The 18193-nt window shown below is 44.3% G+C and carries 18 protein-coding genes; 15 read left to right on the top strand and 3 right to left on the bottom strand.

The annotated features are described in order from the left end of the window. Window positions 1–28 precede the first annotated feature (28 nt). The 15 genes from OW491_RS00900 to OW491_RS00970 all read left to right on the top strand — a co-directional run bounded on the left by OW491_RS00900 (window position 29) and on the right by OW491_RS00970 (window position 13128). Entirely contained in the window at window positions 29–1084 is a 1056-nt protein-coding gene (locus OW491_RS00900; RefSeq protein WP_075173745.1) for an NAD(P)-dependent alcohol dehydrogenase, read from the top strand. A gap of 483 nt (window positions 1085–1567) precedes the next feature. Further along, window positions 1568–3727: a fatty acid oxidation complex subunit alpha FadB gene (gene fadB / locus OW491_RS00905; RefSeq protein ID WP_290034383.1), complete on the top strand. Its 2160-nt coding sequence runs from the start codon at window positions 1568–1570 to the stop codon at window positions 3725–3727. A 16-nt stretch (window positions 3728–3743) separates the two neighbouring features. Continuing rightward, complete coding sequence (gene fadA, locus OW491_RS00910; protein WP_075173747.1) at window positions 3744–4919, top strand: acetyl-CoA C-acyltransferase FadA; 1176 nt, start codon at window positions 3744–3746, stop codon at window positions 4917–4919. Between the two features lie 448 nt (window positions 4920–5367). Then, window positions 5368–5724, top strand: a complete 357-nt coding sequence (locus OW491_RS00915; RefSeq protein WP_290034384.1) for a hypothetical protein — start codon at window positions 5368–5370, stop codon at window positions 5722–5724. Between the two features lie 145 nt (window positions 5725–5869). Continuing rightward, a complete protein-coding gene (locus OW491_RS00920) occupies window positions 5870–6313 on the top strand; it encodes a hypothetical protein (RefSeq protein WP_290034385.1) in 444 nt (147 codons plus the stop codon). 104 nt (window positions 6314–6417) lie between these two features. Next, window positions 6418–6720 carry a hypothetical protein gene (locus tag OW491_RS00925; RefSeq protein ID WP_290034386.1) on the top strand — a complete coding sequence of 101 codons (303 nt, stop codon included), beginning with the start codon at window positions 6418–6420 and terminating at the stop codon, window positions 6718–6720. Window positions 6721–6836: 116 nt separating this feature from the next. After that, the gene (locus tag OW491_RS00930) at window positions 6837–7340 is read left to right on the top strand and encodes a hypothetical protein (protein WP_290034387.1); all 504 of its coding nucleotides are present in this window, start codon (window positions 6837–6839) and stop codon (window positions 7338–7340) included. Between the two features lie 122 nt (window positions 7341–7462). Beyond that, entirely contained in the window at window positions 7463–7840 is a 378-nt protein-coding gene (locus OW491_RS00935; protein ID WP_290034388.1) for a hypothetical protein, read from the top strand. 62 nt (window positions 7841–7902) lie between these two features. Further along, entirely contained in the window at window positions 7903–8271 is a 369-nt protein-coding gene (locus OW491_RS00940; protein WP_290034389.1) for a DUF3703 domain-containing protein, read from the top strand. A gap of 104 nt (window positions 8272–8375) precedes the next feature. Continuing rightward, window positions 8376–8696, top strand: coding sequence for a hypothetical protein (locus tag OW491_RS00945; protein WP_290034390.1), 321 nt, complete (start codon window positions 8376–8378; stop codon window positions 8694–8696). A gap of 83 nt (window positions 8697–8779) precedes the next feature. Beyond that, window positions 8780–9616: a TIGR02391 family protein gene (locus OW491_RS00950; RefSeq protein WP_290034391.1), complete on the top strand. Its 837-nt coding sequence runs from the start codon at window positions 8780–8782 to the stop codon at window positions 9614–9616. A 114-nt stretch (window positions 9617–9730) separates the two neighbouring features. Beyond that, window positions 9731–10687 carry a Shedu anti-phage system protein SduA domain-containing protein gene (locus tag OW491_RS00955; RefSeq protein ID WP_290034392.1) on the top strand — a complete coding sequence of 319 codons (957 nt, stop codon included), beginning with the start codon at window positions 9731–9733 and terminating at the stop codon, window positions 10685–10687. 114 nt (window positions 10688–10801) lie between these two features. Further along, window positions 10802–11818, top strand: a complete 1017-nt coding sequence (locus tag OW491_RS00960) for a hypothetical protein (RefSeq protein WP_290034393.1) — start codon at window positions 10802–10804, stop codon at window positions 11816–11818. A 160-nt stretch (window positions 11819–11978) separates the two neighbouring features. After that, window positions 11979–12455, top strand: coding sequence for a hypothetical protein (locus tag OW491_RS00965; RefSeq protein WP_290034394.1), 477 nt, complete (start codon window positions 11979–11981; stop codon window positions 12453–12455). Between the two features lie 313 nt (window positions 12456–12768). Then, the gene (locus OW491_RS00970) at window positions 12769–13128 is read left to right on the top strand and encodes a VOC family protein (RefSeq protein ID WP_290034395.1); all 360 of its coding nucleotides are present in this window, start codon (window positions 12769–12771) and stop codon (window positions 13126–13128) included. A gap of 17 nt (window positions 13129–13145) precedes the next feature. Here OW491_RS00970 and OW491_RS00975 read toward each other — a convergent pair whose 3' ends face one another. The 3 genes from OW491_RS00975 to acnA all read right to left on the bottom strand — a co-directional run bounded on the left by OW491_RS00975 (window position 13146) and on the right by acnA (window position 18186). Further along, entirely contained in the window at window positions 13146–13976 is an 831-nt protein-coding gene (locus OW491_RS00975) for a hypothetical protein (RefSeq protein WP_290034396.1), read from the bottom strand. Between the two features lie 147 nt (window positions 13977–14123). Beyond that, the gene (locus tag OW491_RS00980) at window positions 14124–15158 is read right to left on the bottom strand and encodes a nitronate monooxygenase (protein ID WP_290034397.1); all 1035 of its coding nucleotides are present in this window, start codon (window positions 15156–15158) and stop codon (window positions 14124–14126) included. 283 nt (window positions 15159–15441) lie between these two features. Beyond that, a complete protein-coding gene (gene acnA / locus OW491_RS00985) occupies window positions 15442–18186 on the bottom strand; it encodes an aconitate hydratase AcnA (protein WP_290034459.1) in 2745 nt (914 codons plus the stop codon). Window positions 18187–18193 lie beyond the last annotated feature (7 nt).

Below are 18193 nucleotides of genomic sequence, written 5' to 3' on the forward strand. Positions count from 1 at the left end.
GTAAAGTGAAATTATCTGGAGATTATTCATGTCAAATACCAAAGCATATGCAGCACAGACCGCCACATCTAAAATGGCCCCGCTGAACATACAACGTCGTGATTTGCGCCCCGATGATGTATCAATTGAAATACTATATTGCGGTGTTTGTCACTCAGATATCCATCAAGCCGAAAATGATTGGGGCAACTCTATGTACCCAGTGGTACCGGGGCATGAAATTATTGGCCGCGTTACAGCCATTGGTCCACAAGTGACAAAGTATAAAGAAGGCGACTACGTAGGAGTTGGCTGCATGGTTGATTCGTGCTGCAGTTGCTCTTCATGTAAAACAGGTCTAGAGCAATACTGTGATAACGGTATGGTTGGTACCTACAATGGTAAGGATTTGCATGATGGGACGCTCACATTTGGCGGTTACTCTGAGCGAATAGTTGTCCGTGAAGACTTTGTACTTTCAATCCCGGAGGCGCTCGATATTAAATCAGCGGCTCCATTGTTGTGTGCGGGTATTACTACTTATTCACCCTTAAAACACTATGGTGTCAAAGCGGGAGACAAAGTAGGTGTATTAGGGATGGGAGGGTTAGGTCACATGGGCGTAAAATACGCTAAAGCGCTAGGTGCCGAAGTAACCGTATTTACCCGCTCTGCCAATAAAGTTAATGAAGCGAAACAGCAAGGTGCGGATCATGTGATTATCTCAACAGATGACGATCAAATGGCAGCCGCAAGCTTACAGTTTGATTTTTTGTTGGACACTATCCCGGTTGCACACGACTTTAACCCATACTTAAATTGCCTCAAGGTAGATGGAGTGCATATTGTGGTAGGGCTAATCACGGGCATTGAGCCGCCGTTATGGGGGGTAAATTTGATCTCGAAGCGTCGCGTGTTAGCGGGTTCCATGATTGGCGGTATTGCTGAAACACAGGAAATGTTAGATTTCTCAGCTGAGCATGGTATTAGCTGTGAAGTAGAAATGCTCGATATTCAACATATTAACGAAGCGTATGAGCGCATGAAAAAAGGCGATGTGAAGTACCGTTTTGTAATTGATATGGAGTCACTCAAAAAAGCGTAACCTTAAAGAGATAGATTAAGTTTTTGTCTTGTAAACCCAGCCTCGCTGGGTTTTTTTATGCCCAGAATTCACTAAGCTGTATATAAGTTATGGCTATAGGCTGTGTGTAAGGGATCAAAACTAGGGTTATAGATTCACCGCATTGGTGCCTAATTGATCGAAACCCTGTGCTAGGCGTCTTAGCTAGCTTAGCCAAGGTTACACAAAGGTTTTCAGACAGGTTATCCACAGAAAGCGTGGAAAACTATTGTCGCTACTATTATGTGAGTAACTTTTTTGACTCCATTGTAGTGAAGCAATTTGTTACTGATAATAAAGACTTAGTTTGCAGATAAACGCCCTGTAAACTAGCAATGACGGCATTCGTTAGTGAGCCTGACGCAAACTGTCATTGTATGATAGCGCATAGCGGCTAGACTAAATCCAAAGCTTGATTTCTGAAATAACAATAACGACGTTAACCTGACGTACGGAGTCATTCCCATGGTAATGGAAGGTCAAACAATCCGCGTACAGGCTGCTGAAGCGGGTATTTATGAGGTGGTTTTCGATAACACCACAGATGCCGTCAACACGCTCAGTCAGCAAGCAATGAAGGAACTCGCGGACGCAGTCAGCATATTGCAATCCACCGCCGACCTCAAAGGTGTTCTTTTTAGCAGTAACAAGCCTACGTTTATTGTAGGTGCTGATATCACCGAATTTGGTCAAATGTTCACCCACGATGAAGACACCATTGTCGACAACATCACACAATTGCAGGGTATTTTAAACGCTATCGAGGATCTGCAATGTCCGACAGTGACTGCTATCAACGGTTTAGCATTAGGTGGTGGGTTTGAGCTCGCGCTGTCAACCGATTACCGAGTGATGGCAGACTCTGCGAAAGTCGGCCTTCCAGAAGTTAAGCTTGGCATCTACCCAGGCTGGGGCGGTACTGTCCGTTTACCACGTCTGATCGGTATTGATAATGCTAACGAGTGGATCTGTGCAGGCGGCGAAAAGCGTGCAGATGCTGCATTGAAAGACGGCGCAGTAGACGCAGTCGTTGCTGAAGCTAGCGTACGCGAAGCAGGCTTTGCGCTGTTAAAAGAGTGCATCGCAGGCAAGTTTGATTACGCTGCACGCCGTACAGAAAAACAAAGCGCGGTTAAACTCAACACCATCGAACAGATGATGGCGTTTGAAACTGCTAAAGGCGTGATTGGTGCAAAAGCGGGTAAACACTACCCAGCACCTATGATGGCAATTAAAACCCTCCAAAAAGCTGCCAACATGGAACGTGAAGCGGCGCTTCTAGTTGAAGCGAAAGGCTTTGCTAAACTCGCCAAAAGTGAAGTTACACGAGCACTGGTCGGCTTATTCCTGAAAGACCAGTACGTTAAAAAGGTTAGCAAGCGATACGAATCACAAGGTACGCCGGTTAAACAAGCCGCGGTATTAGGTGCAGGTATCATGGGTGGCGGTGTTGCTTACCAGTCTGCCTCTAAAGGCACGCCTATCTTGATGAAAGATATACGAGAGGACGCGTTGCAACTTGGCTTGGACGAAGCAAATAAATTGTTAGGTGGACAACTAAAGCGTGGTCGTATTGATGCGGCTAAAATGGCTAAAACACTCAACAGTATTACGCCAACACTGAGCTACGGTGATTTTGGACGTGTCGATTTAGTTGTGGAAGCGGTTGTTGAAAACGTCAATGTGAAAAAGTCAGTTTTGGCTGAAGTGGAAGAGCACTTAGGCGAAGATGCTGTATTAACGTCTAATACTTCTACTATCTCTATTAACGAGTTGGCAAAAGCGGTAAAGCGCCCAGAAAACTTCTGTGGCATGCACTTCTTTAACCCTGTGCATCGCATGCCGTTGGTTGAAGTGATTCGTGGTGAAAAAACCAGTGAAGCAGCTATTGCTCGCACGGTGTCGTACGCTAAAGCGATGGGCAAAACTCCGATTGTGGTTAATGACTGCCCGGGATTCTTAGTTAATCGTATTTTGTTCCCTTACTTTGCTGGCTTTTCGCAACTGCTTAAAGACGGTGCGGATTTCCGCCAAGTGGATAAAGTGATGGAAGGCTTTGGCTGGCCAATGGGACCTGCCTACTTACTTGACGTTGTCGGCTTGGATACGGCTTATCATGCCGATGAAGTCATGGCGCAAGGCTTCCCTGATCGTATGGGGCATACAGGCACATCAGCTATCGATAAAATGTATGAGTTAGGTCGTTTTGGACAAAAGAACGACAAAGGCTTCTACGAATATAAATTAGACCGTAAAGGTAAGCAGCAAAAAGTCGTTGATGAGTCGGTACTTCAATTGCTTGGCGATGCTGTTGGTGAGGCAAGCCCGTTCACTGAAGAAGAAATCATTGCCCGCATGATGATCCCTCTGTGCATAGAAACAGCACGTTGTTTAGAAGAGGGTATTGTCGCTTCTCCGGCTGAAGCGGATATGGGTTTGATATACGGCATTGGCTTCCCTCCATTCCGTGGTGGTGCACTTCATTACCTGGATAGCATGGGGCTTGATGCATTCTGCGAAATGGCTAAGCCTTACGAAGCATTAGGGCCACTTTATCAACCAACGGAACGCATGAAAGCTATGGCTGCCGCTGGTGAAACTTATTTTGATGCAGCGCGTAGCTGAGCAGAGGAGAAAAATAATGAGTCTGCAACCCAATGACGTTGTCATCGTAGATGCGGTACGTACCCCAATGGGACGTTCAAAAGGTGGTGTTTTCCGTAATGTTCGCGCTGAATCTTTATCAGCATCAGTCATGAAAGCGCTACTCGCACGCAACCCCGCAGTCGATCCTAATCAGGTTGAGGATGTAATCTGGGGTTGTGTAAACCAAACACTAGAACAAGGTTTCAATATTGCCCGTAATGCCGCTTTATTAGCCGGGTTACCTCACTCAGTTGGCGGCCTAACCGTTAACCGCTTGTGTGGTTCATCCATGTCTGCGCTGCATACAGCTGCACAAGCCATCCAAACGGGTAATGGTGATCTATTCATCATCGGCGGTGTTGAGCATATGGGTCATATCGACATGGCGCATGGCGTTGATATCAACCCTGAAATGTCTAAATATTCAGCCAAAGCTGCCATGATGATGGGTTTAACGGCTGAAATGCTCGGTAAAATGAATGGAGTAACGCGTGAGATGCAAGACGCCTTTGGGGCTCGCTCTCATCGCTTAGCGCACGAGGCGTCGGTATCCGGACGTTTTGATAACGAAGTGATCCCTATCGAAGGCCATGATGCTAATGGCTTTAAAGTATTGGTAGAGCGGGATGAAGTTATTCGCCCAGAAACAACGGTAGATACGCTAGCGGGATTAAAACCAGTCTTCATCCCTAAAGTAGGCACGGTAACGGCAGGCACATCATCGGCTATTTCCGATGGTGCATCCGGTATGTTGGTGATGTCAGCGCAAAAAGCAGAAGAGCTTGGGCTAAAACCTCGCGCTGTTATTCGTGGCATGGCCATCGCTGGTTGCGACCCATCCATTATGGGTTATGGCCCGGTACCGGCTACTAAAAAAGCTTTAAAGCGTGCCGGCCTTTCCATCGATGATATTGATTACTTCGAGCTGAACGAAGCCTTCGCGGCGCAAGCGCTGGCGGTCATGCAAGGTTTGAAAATAACAGACCGTATGGATACACGTATCAACTTAAACGGCGGTGCTATCGCACTTGGCCATCCACTAGGATGCTCAGGATCGCGTATCACCACAACGTTGTTAAACGTGCTAGAAGATAAACAAGGTACGCTCGGTGTTGCGACCATGTGTATCGGAATGGGCCAAGGTATAGCGACGGTTATCGAACGTCTGTAATACCTGTATCCATGATTTAAAAAGGGGCCTAGTGCCCCTTTTTTGTGCCTGAAATTTGGGGATTACAGCAGATAATAGCGGCTGATCCGTATCTAGAGTAGAGAGCAAAAGCTTGTGGATATTTGTTAAGGATTTCTCGCAGGATATACAGTATATTTTGGATAAGTTTTAAAAATGGCACGGTTTGCAAAACGAGCATGCTCGTTTACACAATGAATAACTTACACAACGTCATTAAAAACAATAAGATATGAAAATGCTAAGGGAAGATAGCGTGCCACACAAGGAATGTTAACGCGCATGCGCGTTTTTGTTTTGTGCCTTTTCTCCTACCTTCCTTAAAGTTAATCAATTTCAATGAGTTGTGCGCCTTCCTGACTAAACGGTTAGGAATGATAATGCGCATGCTCATGAATAAAACTGTTATGTGCCCTCAAGAATGGAAGCCATGAGCATCCCAAAAGAATTAAAAAAGTTGATTTTATATTTGCCAGCACTTTTCTGCCTAATACTTTTTGTAGTGTATGGGCTTGTAGATTACTGGATTATTGGTGTAATCGCTGACCCAGTTGAGATTTCGCGTTACAACTTCGGTGCTGAGGCAATGATTGCGCATGGTGGCGAAAAATATCGTTCTTCAAATGCGTATGCTATATCAAGTTTAGTTATCGGTATGCTTTCTGTAATTGGTATGGTTGCATCTTTGTTTATGCTGTATAAATCAAAACACAAGGCATTGCTTAAAGCGTATTGTTGTTCAGGTGTAACATTGCTGGCTGTGGTATTAGTTGGGCACGCATGGTAAGTCCAACACTTAACAAGGCCAGTCAGCATCGCCCACGTTGTGGGCTGGACAGCTTACACTCCGCACCTTTTGTGTTCGCTGCGCTCAGTTTTTCACAAAAGGTGCTACATGTAAGCTGCCGCTGCTGGCGGCGTTACAAGGCAAAATGAAACGAGCATCTTTGTATCCAATCTGTGGGTTTTTAATAGCCCCGCCTATAGGTGCACTAATATGGGTTGTGCTAAATGGCGGTATTGGTGAAATTTTTGGTGGGATATCTGCTTGGGCAGTTATTGTAAGTTGGGTTATTTCCGCAGTTGTTGGTATACCTATATATTTACTTCTTAAAGCTAAAGGTTGTATTAACTTTCGTTCTTTAACTTTAGGCGGTGCATTAATTTCAGCCGCTCCTTGGCTACTATTAAGTTTTCCGGGCGGCACGACTCGTAGTGTAGTGGGGCAAACAATAATCATTGAAAACGGCAGCTACACTACAGAAGGCCTTTTATACCAATTAAAGTTTCTGCTGGGTTTTGGCTTTTGTGGTGCTGTTTCAGGCTTAGTCTTTTGGCTCATAGTGCGGCAGCTTGTAACAAGGCCATCAAATTGACGGCTTTTCCGTCGTTTTTTTTGTGGCTTAACGCTACGCTACCACAAAACAATCAACTACAAAGCCGCAATTTATGGCGGCGTTATGTGTCCTAGAGAGATCGGATGAAGTATTTAGTATTTTCACTAATTTTGATTGCCAGTATCGGGGTTACGTATAGAGTAACCTTCGACATGACTCAGGAAATTGTAGGGGCGTTATATATCCAAGGCATTATCAATGATCACAAGGTTCATCAGAAGCTGGTAGAAGCCATTGAGGCTGATGATTCCGAAACGGTTTCAAAAATTTCGAATGGCTTTGTTTCATATAACATAGACTTACTGGAAGCCCTTGTTTCTTCCCGGAAGGTGGCCATTACTACCGCTTTACTAAGGAAGAAGTTTCTAAAGGTAGAAGCTATTTAAATGAAATATCCGGTCAACAACAGTAATGCAACACACATAACAAGCAAAGGCAGCATCGCCCTGCGGGCTGGACGCACTAACGCGCGCCGCTGCTTTGAGCGTTACATGCATAAACTATGAAACCAGTTCTACTTAACCATATTCCTGAGTCCGGAAGTATTGAAGAAGTTCGATTCGATGCAATTGGCGATTGCACTTGGATCAAATTTCAAGACTCTAACTACCTTGATTGGGTTGGAGTTTTTGGAATGGGATGGGGTGGTGGTGACGATGTCATCCAAATTGGTCACAATGTTGTTTTCGTTCTTTCTAATGGCCAAGGCTACTTCATCGATGTAAATGAACGAAAACTACTGTGCAAAACGGAGTGTGATTACCTTAAATCAATCATCCAGGCTGATCCTGATACGGTAATCGCGGCAACCGATACTGAAGTTTATGTCTACAACATAAATGGGTTAGTATTCGCAACCAAACGTATTGCCAGTGACGGAATTAATTTAAAATCATTTGCCAGCGGTATTGTAATAGGTGAAGTCTGGGGTATTGACAAATGGTATCCGTTTTCACTGAATATAGAAAATCAACATCATAAATGCAGCTGGTCTTGTACATGGTAGCCACATGTAACAAGGCAATGTACCCGAAGCCAAAAGCGCCGCGGGCTTGTGTTCGCTGCGCTCTTAACACAAGCCCACACCACTTCCGGCTCGGGTAATTACGGCGTTATGACTTTTAAAGTATGAATTACACCGAATTAGAAATTTTTCAGGGAATTGATTTAACTGACTCTTTCGTTCTGTTTTGGGAGTTTAAAGACCGATGTCTTTCTTTAGATTTAGAAGCAAGTGTATGGCCAGAATCCCGGTACTATAGTAAGCCTAAGGAAGATGAGTTTACCTGTTACAAAAAAGTACGACTTGAATTCTTGAATATAGAGTCCATCCAAGGATTAAAGGAGATGAGTAAAATTACTCCCTCTACAGATCAATTTGGTGAGATTGATTATGGAAATATTGATTCTCTCATTATTGAAGAAGGTGGATTTGTCCTAGAGGGAGATTTCGGTGAAGTTAATATTAAAGGCGGAAGGATTAACTTTGAATTTTACAGGTCATAACAAGCAAAGGCAGCGGATAAACCGCTGCTTTGGGCGTTATACGCCATGGAAAGGATGAAAACATGATTAGCAAGTTCTCTAAAAATATTGCCCCAGTAGTGCAATCAGAAATCTCTCTCGCAAAGCAACTGGAAATAACAGGTAACCGCTCTGAATCCTTTCATCATTTAGAAAATGCACATGTTCTGGGGCAGGAGTCTACCTGGTGGCATGTCAAAGTACATATCCTTATGTTTCTTTGGGCTATTCGTCAAAGAGATGCTAAAGAATGCATTGGTCAAATTATTCGTATCATCGGCGCAGCAACTAAAACTGCAATCGGTCTGGTTCCAGCGGGTAATACTGGCGGCTCAAACATCAGCCCATTTAAAAAGCTGCCTATTTCACCAAAGCATCAGGCTGCTATTATCAAAGCCAAAGGTAGCGTATAACAAACCAAGTCAGCGGGACAATTACATGCAGGCCCCCGACACTTCGTTCCGTATTATAGCCTGCATGTACTTGCCCCTGCTTGGGACGTTATGTGTAAATAGCCATGAAAGCATTGAGAACCATTATTAAGGTGTCGTTTCAGAATCTGATCATTGTGATGGCATGGTTACTATTGGCGCCTATTGTTGCAATGGCTATTAACCCGCTGCCATGGTGGTTATTCGGCATCGTATACACTGTCATTTCTGCCATTTACTTTTTGCTATTGTTTTACTCGAATGCAGAGCTTTTCAGATGGGCAAAGAATGATTATGTTTGGTCCCTTTGTACGGGTATCTTCACACTATTTGGATTCGTCATACCCTCAATGATGTGGGTCAGTCACGCTACTATTTATGCGGTTATAAAAAGTGCAATCACATAACAAGTCAATAAACTTCGCGCCTTTGGCGCCGGACGCACTAACGTGCGCCGGTTATTGAGGCGTTATATTTTTATTGGAGTTTTATGGCACGATTAGAGAAATTAGACTTCGGAACTATTGAGTCTATTTGTAAAATCTTTGGCGATACAGAGCGTGGGTTTACTGGCTCTGAAATTTCAAAGTTGTTGTACGAAGCCAAAATTGAGGATATAGACGCCTTAAATACTAAATGGAAGCGTTTAAATTCAGCACTTGCAAATAGACAAGATCAGGACGGTTGTGCAAATCCTGTACTTCACTTTATACAACTCGCGATGTCTCCATCGAAACATTACAACAACGTAGAATGGTTTAATGATACTCGCTTTAAGTTGAATCAAGTATTGAGTTTTGCTGGGTACTCACTAGGCGAGAACGGTAAAGTTTCTAGTTCTTCAAAAGCTTCCACGATCAGTGAGGCAGCAGCTAGAGCAAGCAAGTTGAAAGAGCATTTGGTATCTAGAAATGTTCACCCCGACGTTTTGTATTACTGTCGTGAAGAGCTGCTTGTGGACAATTATTTCCATGCTGTTTTTGAAGCGACAAAAAGTGTAGCTGATAAAATAAGGAACAAAACTGGGTTAACTTCAGATGGGGCTAATTTAGTAAACGAAGCGTTTGCATTCAAAAATGCTCCTCATATTCCCCATTTAGCCCTAAACACTCTTCAAACAGAAAGTGAAAAAAGTGAGCAGAAAGGTTTTGTAAACTTGCTAGTTGGTTTGTTTGGTACATTCCGAAACACGACGGCTCATGCTCCCAAGATTACTTGGAAAATTGACGAGCTTGATGCGTTGGACATTTTGTCAATGGTGTCTCTGGTTCATCGTCGCTTAGACAAAGCTACGGAAGCAAAAAAGATGTACGAAAACAAAATATAACAAAGCATTTAAGAGAGATTCGCAACGCTTGGCAGTTTCGCTTCGCTCAAGTATAGCCAAGCGCCGCTCACACCTTAATGCGGCGTTAGCAGTTTCAATCACACGGAGGTTTAGGTGGCAAAAGTCAGCGGACAAAAATTCACAGTTTTAAAAGATAAAAAAACTGTAGTTACCAGAGCAGGTCTGTGGAAAGTACCTCATAACACCACTGAAGATGAAATCTATTTAAAAGTTGGTCGCTATAAAAAGCCAGAAAACTGGATAGAAACAGAAGTCGCTGAACTTGATAACCCCAAAAGCGAACTTACTTTAACTGGTGAAGAATTCTCTAATTTAATTACCTTTATTCAAGAAAACTACGAACCATTTAAAAATGGTACTCAAGCATTCATACCTTTAGATAATCCTTATGATGTAAGTGTTGCTCATCAAGTTAAGCAATTGTTGAATCTAGATGACCGCCAAAGAATGTTGGACTTTCTAATTCAAAATGACGTTATTCCAACCGATTTGGAAATTGGTTTAGCGCATGCTAAACGCTCAAGAGCAATCGATGAATTTAACTCAATGCTTGAGTTAGACCTAACCGAAAATAATTGGCAACATTGGTTTGAAATAAACTCTTGGGTTCTTGGAACTGACTTTGTAAAAGTCTTAGATGAACGCACCATAGATACTGCTAATATTTCAGACTTTCTAATGCAAAGCTATGATGGTTTCCTTGATATTGTTGAAATAAAACGCCCAGAAGGCGGACTTAAGTTTTGGCAGGCTTCTTTAGATCACGGTAACCACATTCCTCACTCAGATCTAATTAAAGCGATAACCCAAGCTTCTATTTATATTCATGAAGTTGAAAGAGAAGCTGATAGCCATAAATTCTTTCAACGTGTTGGTGGTGTAAGAACCATTAAACCTCGGTGTACATTAATCTATGGACGCTCAGGCGATTGGACAACTGAGCAACAGGAAGCTTTTAGAATTTTAAACTCTAGCTATCATAACCTAACTATCATGACGTTTGACCATGTTATAGAAAGAGCGAAACGTATTCTTGGGCAAAACTGCTAACAAGTTACTTAAACGGACGCTAAACAGTTGGCTAGCGCTCGTTCCTCGCAATTTTAGCCAACAATTTCGCGCCGCTTAGTAAGGCGTTAAATGTAATCATATATCGGAGAAAATATGAGTCAGTTAGAAGAGACACAGGAATCGTTATCTCGAATGCAGGCATTCGATCCAAAAAGTCTCGCAAGAGAGGAAGGTCTTGGAAAGAACTTTGATTTTTCTGCGGTAGTAGCACCTGCCGGAAGGCTAATCCGTTTATATAATCAATTGGGTTTGTCTACTCTTGATGACTTCCCTGATCAAATTCTTGCTCAGATCAAGCAGCAGGCGGATGCTGACTTTAATAGGTTTCAGCAAATATTGGATTTTGACCCCACCACTATTGAGAACCAAAATCCTAAGCAGCCAAGAGATAACCTGGTTCAACAAGTAAGCAAGGCTTACGATCCTGCATTTCAAAAACTATTTCCATTTATCTCATATGGCACTAGTAAAGCTGTGGATTTTCAGCGCATGGAGAACGAAGCCCGTGCAATGTTGCAAAATGTTAAAGATGAAGCTTCTGAAATCACTACCCAACTAAATGAGCATCAGGAGCAAGCTCAGGAAGTGTTGGCAGACGTTCGAAAAGTGGCGGCTGAACAAGGGGTGTCTCAACAGGCTATTTACTTCAAAGATGAAGCCGAATCTCATGAAAAGTTGGCTGAAGTATGGAGGAGTAGAACAATAAAGGTTGCATGGGGTTTGGGTGTATATGCTCTATTCAGTATATTTTTTCACAAAATACCATGGATACAGCCAGAAGACACCATTCAGTCAGTTCAGCTCATTACCAGCAAGGTTCTGATATTTTTTGTGATTTCGTACATACTATTTCTGTCTTCAAAAAACTTTTTATCTCATAAACACAGCGCCATCGTAAACAAACATCGACAAAATGCATTAATGACATATACAGCTATAACTGACTCAGCTGCTACGGAAGAAGTTAAAGATGTAGTTCTAAATCATGCTGCATCATGTATTTTTTCTCCACAGGATACTGGATTTATTAAGTCTGAATCGCAATCATCTCAATCTTCGCGCTCTATAGTTGAGCTTTTACCTAAAACTACCATGAAGCTTGACTCGTGAAAACATTTAACAAGGCGTTCAAACTCGTTTCGGGCCATCGGCCCTGCACTGGACAGCCAAAGCTGCGCTGCTTTTGTGCATTTGCTTCGCAAATTATCGCACAAAAGCATCACAGCTTTGTCTGCCGTTTAACGCGGCGTTATGCAATAAAGGAAGCCCTATGAAAATTGGAGATATAAAAACTGTTTATGAACTTATGAAAGACTCTACACACATGCAGATTATCTGGATTGGTTTTTTGGCCGCTCCTTTCGTAGTAAGTGCATGGTTCGACTTATTCGATAGAATTCCTTTTTTAGGTGAACATAAATTGTTTACTTTCATTGCTGTACTCATCGCATTTTTGTTAATGCAAGTTGTGGCATTAGTTTTTGATGCGAGAGACAAAAAGAAAAAACTACTTCTTGCAAAAATAGTGGGCTATATGGCATCGAATGACTATCAAATAGTTCGCTTCTCGACGCTAAATGATAAGTTAAACTTAGGTGTCAAAGAAAAGGAATTAGTTGCCCTTATAAATACATTTCCGGATAAGATTCGGCTAGCCCAGGCTAGAAAAAAGGATGAAAATGGGAATTATATTACTGGTCCCGATGGTGTTGAAGAGATGGAAAATGCTGTTGGTACGCTTGCATAACAAAGTGCTGCACTCGGAAAATTTACTCGCTATGCTCCTAAATTTCCGGTGAGCAAGGCGTTACCCATAATGGCTGCTAGCATGCACAAATGGTCACCGGGTGGGTTGATCCATTGGCGGGTTTTTAATTCATTAATCAGTGTAGTGTGTTTTACTTTTGCGTGGCTACTACTACGCTACAGTAGGCGATTATTATGGATATAAACTCAGTAGCGGGTGTGGTGTTTATTGGATGTGGTGTGAAGTTAGCGCTAATGACATTAGCTAATACAGCCCGCCAGCAGGATAATCTACACGAAAGGAGTCTGTTTCTATGCACGCAGTCCTCAATACGATCATGATTTACGCAAAGGATATGAAACGAACGGCTGCTTTTTATAAAGAGTATTTCGGGTTTAATACATCAGGAGAAGTAGTGGAAGGCTTGATAGAGCTGACCTCGCAGCCAAGTGGTACAACCTTGCTGATACACCAAGCGGCTAAAAGCGTTAAGTTGGGTCAAGCCTCGGTGAAGTTAGTTTTTAGCGTGCAGGATGTAGAAGGTTTTAAAATACACAGTGCTGAAAGAGGCTTGGTATTTGGGAGTACCCACCAAGCCAACGGCTATGCATTTGCTAATGCCAAAGACCCCGACAAGAATACAGTTTCTATATCCAGTAGGGCGTTTCGGTAAAGCGCTTATTCACGTTTTTAAGGCCTATGTTTAACCGTCTTGTTGTGTGTCTGGTCGTTTTGAGTGGACACTACATCGGCAGCGGGTACTGGAATACTATCTTTAGCTGTATTGGTCGTGTCCGCGGTATTGCTGGAGGTGTTATCCTCAACAGGCGGCGCCATTTTAGCGTTAAAAGCGTTTAGTCGTTCGGTTTGCGCTTGTTGACGTTTGACTCGGGCGGCTTTTATTTCAGCTATTTTTTGTTGTGCCACCCACACTTTATTTGCGTCTTTATCCATTTGCTCAATGCAGCTAACACACTGCACGGTATAAACCGCTGCATTATGCTGGTAATAGCCTTGTCCGGCTTTATCCACTCGCCAACTGACAAGTTCAGTACCGTTTAGCATCATAGTACCTGCTGCATAGCAGTTAGAGGCTTGATGGTTGATTGAATAAGTGTACGCTTGTTGCGCACTCGTTGGCTTAAGAGAGGATGTTTCGGTTGTAGGTGTCTCGGCATTAACTGTTTGGTTAGAGGATGTTGCAGTGACAATCATAGCCGGCGTGCTAGCACGCTTGGCTGGTCGGTTAAAAAAGTGCTCGATATCTGCAGAAGACACTAAAAAATCAGGACACTGCTCGGGCGTTTCAGTGGTAGTAAGTAACCCTGAATAGGCACCGTTTAAGCTGATGCTGACCGCCGAAATAGTGGGTTGAGTCACAGCCGGTGAGCTTGGCGTAGCTTGTTGATTAGATGGCTTAACTTGGCATCCGCTGATTAAAAAACTGCTGCTAATTGCAGCACAAATAAGTAACTGAGAAGCTTTAATAGAGGGTGCTTTCCCTAACCGTGCGTAACGCATTTAAATACCTTGTCACTTCCTGTGACGGCTGTGTGTAAATCGAGAGCAAAAGGTAGCGAATAACGCTACTGAAATCAATTAAAGAACACGAGTGTCGCTTAAAAGATTCGGTTTTATTCTATTTATGGATCCACTCTCGTCGAATCTTCATTTAAACAGTGACTCTATTACAGAACGCGTACTTTCTTCTTTGCAGTGCTGAGCATTTTCACCACTCCAAAGCGGTGAAAAGTCGCCTGAATCTTGTTTTTCGGCCGCTGTTCGTAAAGGGGCAAGAGCAGGCGTTGCGCTAGGAAAAGCCGGTGCGTTTTCGTTGAAAGGCCCCAATTCTTTGATGATTCGATTGACGATACCACGCGCTGGTCGACCAGAGAATAGGTTGGTCAATTGTGTGTGTTGGGCCTGCTTACTCATTAACGTGCGTCTATGGATTGCGCTGGTGGTTGCCTCATGTGATGTCAAAAAGCGAGTGCCTATCTGTACGCCGCTCGCGCCTAATTGTAGAGCGGCTTGCACACCGCGTTTATCCGCAATTCCGCCAGCGGCGATTACGGGAATATCAACCGCATCGACAATTTGCGGTAGTAAAGCAAACAAGCCCATTTGGTCATCGAGAGAGTCATTAAGAAAATGCCCGCGATGACCGCCAGCTTCTAGACCTTGAGCAATAATAACATCAGCTCCATTAGCGGCTAACCATGTCGCTTCGGCAACCGTCGTAGCCGATGACAAAATCATACTCCCCCAGCTTTTTATGCGTTTAACGAGCGCTTGGTCAGGTAAGCCAAAGTGAAAGCTCAGCACAGGAGGTCGGTATGGCTCAATCGCATCGGCCATGGTGTCACTAAAAGGTGTACGTCCGCCGCCCTGAGGTGGCTCAGCGCTGAGGCCAAACTCTTCATAATAAGGTTTTAAGCACGCTAGCCATCGCGCTTGTGCTGCTTCATTGGGGGCCGGTGGTGTATGGCAAAAAAAGTTGAGGTTATAGGGCTGCTCTGTTTTGGATTGGATGTTTTCAATCGCCTGCACCACTTGTTCAACTGATAACATGGCGCAGGGTAGCGAGCCTAAAGCGCCTGCTTTGCATGCAGCTATTGTTAACTGTTCATTTTGTACGCCTGCCATTGGCGCCTGAATGAGTGGATATTTTAAGGCGAGTAGGGTGTCAATTCGAGCAGCCATGAGTGTTAGCCTTTTGAGCAAGTCTGTTTAATAGTTTAGAAGCTATCCTAACCTTCACACGGGGTTTGGCTATGGTGCTTTGGACTAAGATTTTTCCGATCTTTCTGGAGGACGAATAGTTTCGATGAGTAGCATTTTATGTGGAGGGTGGCCATTACTCTATGAATAACAATTTTAAATATGTAGTGTTATAAAACCCAAAAAATTACCCGCTACCTAATCAGATAGCGGGCATCGCGTATACGCAAAATCACAATTCACGAGTTTTCACTCGTCCTCGTCCTTAAGACTTCATCAAACTTCGCAGCACGTAGTGCAGGATGCCGTCGTGGCGGTAGTAATCCAGCTCGTTCGCCGTGTCGATCCGCGATTTTGCTGAAACTTGTGCAACGGCACCGTCGGGATATGTAATTGAGACATCTAACATGCCGCCGGGTTTCATGTTGGCAACACCGGTGATGCTTATTTTTTCTTCGCCGGTTAAATTGAGGGTGTTTCTATCTTCTCCTTCAACAAACTGCAGCGGTAATACCCCCATGCCGATAAGGTTTGAACGGTGGATACGCTCGAACGACTCAGCAATCACAGCTTTGACTCCCAGTAACCGAGTACCTTTAGCTGCCCAATCTCGTGATGAGCCTGTACCGTATTCCTTACCAGCCACTACAACGAGTGGCGTGTTGGTTTCAGCGTACTTCATGGCTGCATCGTAAATTGCCATTTGTTCGCCACTTGGAATGTAACGGGTGTAACCACCTTCTACGTTTTCTAGCATTTCGTTACGAATGCGCACGTTAGCAAAGGTGCCGCGCATCATCACTTCGTGGTTACCACGGCGTGAGCCGTAGGAGTTGAAGTCTTCAGGTTTTATGCCTTTAGCTTGCAGGTATTTACCGGCTGGGCTGTCGGCTTTTATGTTCCCCGCCGGCGATATGTGGTCGGTAGTCACTGAGTCGCTAAACTTAGCGAGCATGTGAGCGTCCTTAATATCTTGTAAGGGAGCGGGTTCGCTTTCCATACCTTCGAAAAAAGGTGGGTGCTGGATATAGGTGGAATCTTTCGACCAGGCGTAAGTGTTACTTTGTGGTACTTGGATAGACTGCCAATGCGCATCGCCATCAAAAACTTCGGCGTATTCTTTACGGTACATTTCCGTTTTGACTTGCTCGACTGCATCGGCAATTTCTTTTTGGCTCGGCCAAATATCTTTTAAGAATACGGGATTACCTGCTTTATCGGTTCCGAGTGAATCGGTGGTGATATCGGTTAGTAGGGAGCCTGCTAGGGCATAGGCGACAACTAAGGGCGGTGAAGCTAACCAGTTGGTTTTGATAAGCGGATGGATACGGCCTTCAAAGTTACGGTTACCCGATAGTACGGCACCTACCGTTAGATCATTATTGCGAATTGCTGCATTGATGGGATCAGGTAAGGGGCCTGAGTTACCGATACAAGTAGTACAACCGTAGCCAACCAAGTTAAAGCCTAATTCGTTGAGGTAATTCTGTGTGCCGCTAGCATTGAGGTAGTCGGTGACGACTTTAGAACCAGGAGCGAGTGATGTTTTAACCCATGGCTTAGACATTAAGCCTTTTTCGCGGGCTTTCTTTGCTAATAAACCCGCGGCTAGCATCACACTTGGGTTAGATGTGTTAGTACATGAGGTGATAGCGGCGATAACGACCGCACCATGGTTGAGTGGAAAACGTTCACCTTTGTAATCAACATCGAGTGTTTGAGTACTGTCGTGATGGCTATTTTCTGCTCCCACGGCTGTATCACCACCCTCGGATAACCATTTGCCTTCTTCGACTAAGCTAATGTTCGGTAGACTATCACTTAATAGCTTTTCAAAATTGGTCTTCATGTCGCGCAATGCAACGCGGTCTTGAGGGCGCTTGGGGCCTGCAAGGCTGGATTCGACTTCGCCCATATCTAAGTGCAGCGAGTCGGTGAAAATAGGCTCGTGTCCCGGTTCGCGCCATAGCCCTTGTGCTTTGCTATAGGCTTCAACCAGTGCCACTTGGTCATCATCGCGGCCTGTTAAGCGAAGGTAATTTAGCGTCTCTTCATCGACGGGGAAGAATCCGCAGGTTGCGCCATACTCAGGAGCCATGTTGGCGATAGTTGCTCGGTCAGCTAAAGGCAGATCTTTTAAACCGTCACCGTAAAATTCGACAAACTTACCTACCACGCCTAACTTACGTAGCATTTGTACTACGGTAAGAACCAGGTCGGTAGCGGTAATCCCTTCTTTTAGTTTTCCCGTTAATTTAAAGCCAACAACTTCAGGGATGAGCATGGATACAGGCTGACCAAGCATGGCTGCTTCCGCTTCGATACCGCCAACCCCCCAGCCTAACACGCCTAGTCCGTTGATCATGGTAGTGTGTGAGTCAGTGCCCACTAATGTATCTGGGAAGGCGTAAGTCTGGCCATTGGATACTTGTGTAAAGACGGTTTTGCCTAAGTACTCAAGGTTTACTTGGTGACATATGCCGGTGCCGGGCGGGACCACGCGGAAGTTATTGAAGGCTTTCTGAGTCCAGCGTAAAAACTCGTAGCGTTCTTGGTTGCGCTCCATCTCTATCGCGACATTATCTTTAAAGGCGCTGTCGTCGCCAAAATGATCGACCATTACTGAGTGGTCGATCACCAAATCAACCGGCGATAGTGGGTTTATCTTGTTCGGGTCACCACCCAATTTGGCAATGGCATCGCGCATTGATGCCAAGTCAACGGCACCGGGAACGCCGGTAAAATCTTGCATTAATACACGAGCTGGCCGATAGCCGATCTCTCGATCGGAGCGAGCGTCTTTTTGCCAATCGACAAGGGCTTGAATATCCGCGTCAGTGGCGGTCTCACCATCTTGAAAACGCAGTTGGTTCTCTAAAAGAATTTTAAGCGTGTTTGGTAGCTTGTCGATGTTACCGAATTGCTCAGCGGCTTTGCTGAGGCTGTAGTAATGAAAGGTCTGCCCATTGACCGCTAATGTGGATTGTAGCGCGTCGTTTTTGTTGAAAATCACGGTG

The organism is Neptunomonas sp. CHC150 (assembly GCF_030397555.1).
GTDB classification, from domain to species: domain Bacteria; phylum Pseudomonadota; class Gammaproteobacteria; order Pseudomonadales; family Balneatricaceae; genus Neptunomonas; species Neptunomonas phycophila.

Excerpts from the sequence above, each read along its gene's own strand:
- OW491_RS00945 (WP_290034390.1), top strand. The coding sequence starts at position 8,376 with ATGAAAGCATTGAGAACCATTATTAAGGTGTCGTTTCAGAATCTGATC.
- OW491_RS00980 (WP_290034397.1), bottom strand. The coding sequence starts at position 15,158 with ATGGCTGCTCGAATTGACACCCTACTCGCCTTAAAATATCCACTCATT.
- OW491_RS00935 (WP_290034388.1), top strand. The coding sequence starts at position 7,463 with ATGAATTACACCGAATTAGAAATTTTTCAGGGAATTGATTTAACTGAC.
- OW491_RS00970 (WP_290034395.1), top strand. The coding sequence starts at position 12,769 with ATGCACGCAGTCCTCAATACGATCATGATTTACGCAAAGGATATGAAA.
- OW491_RS00930 (WP_290034387.1), top strand. The coding sequence starts at position 6,837 with ATGAAACCAGTTCTACTTAACCATATTCCTGAGTCCGGAAGTATTGAA.
- OW491_RS00925 (WP_290034386.1), top strand. The coding sequence starts at position 6,418 with ATGAAGTATTTAGTATTTTCACTAATTTTGATTGCCAGTATCGGGGTT.
- OW491_RS00965 (WP_290034394.1), top strand. The coding sequence starts at position 11,979 with ATGAAAATTGGAGATATAAAAACTGTTTATGAACTTATGAAAGACTCT.
- OW491_RS00900 (WP_075173745.1), top strand. The coding sequence starts at position 29 with ATGTCAAATACCAAAGCATATGCAGCACAGACCGCCACATCTAAAATG.
- OW491_RS00950 (WP_290034391.1), top strand. The coding sequence starts at position 8,780 with ATGGCACGATTAGAGAAATTAGACTTCGGAACTATTGAGTCTATTTGT.
- OW491_RS00960 (WP_290034393.1), top strand. The coding sequence starts at position 10,802 with ATGAGTCAGTTAGAAGAGACACAGGAATCGTTATCTCGAATGCAGGCA.
- fadB (WP_290034383.1), top strand. The coding sequence starts at position 1,568 with ATGGTAATGGAAGGTCAAACAATCCGCGTACAGGCTGCTGAAGCGGGT.
- OW491_RS00975 (WP_290034396.1), bottom strand. The coding sequence starts at position 13,976 with ATGCGTTACGCACGGTTAGGGAAAGCACCCTCTATTAAAGCTTCTCAG.
- OW491_RS00940 (WP_290034389.1), top strand. The coding sequence starts at position 7,903 with ATGATTAGCAAGTTCTCTAAAAATATTGCCCCAGTAGTGCAATCAGAA.
- fadA (WP_075173747.1), top strand. The coding sequence starts at position 3,744 with ATGAGTCTGCAACCCAATGACGTTGTCATCGTAGATGCGGTACGTACC.
- OW491_RS00920 (WP_290034385.1), top strand. The coding sequence starts at position 5,870 with ATGAAACGAGCATCTTTGTATCCAATCTGTGGGTTTTTAATAGCCCCG.
- OW491_RS00915 (WP_290034384.1), top strand. The coding sequence starts at position 5,368 with ATGAGCATCCCAAAAGAATTAAAAAAGTTGATTTTATATTTGCCAGCA.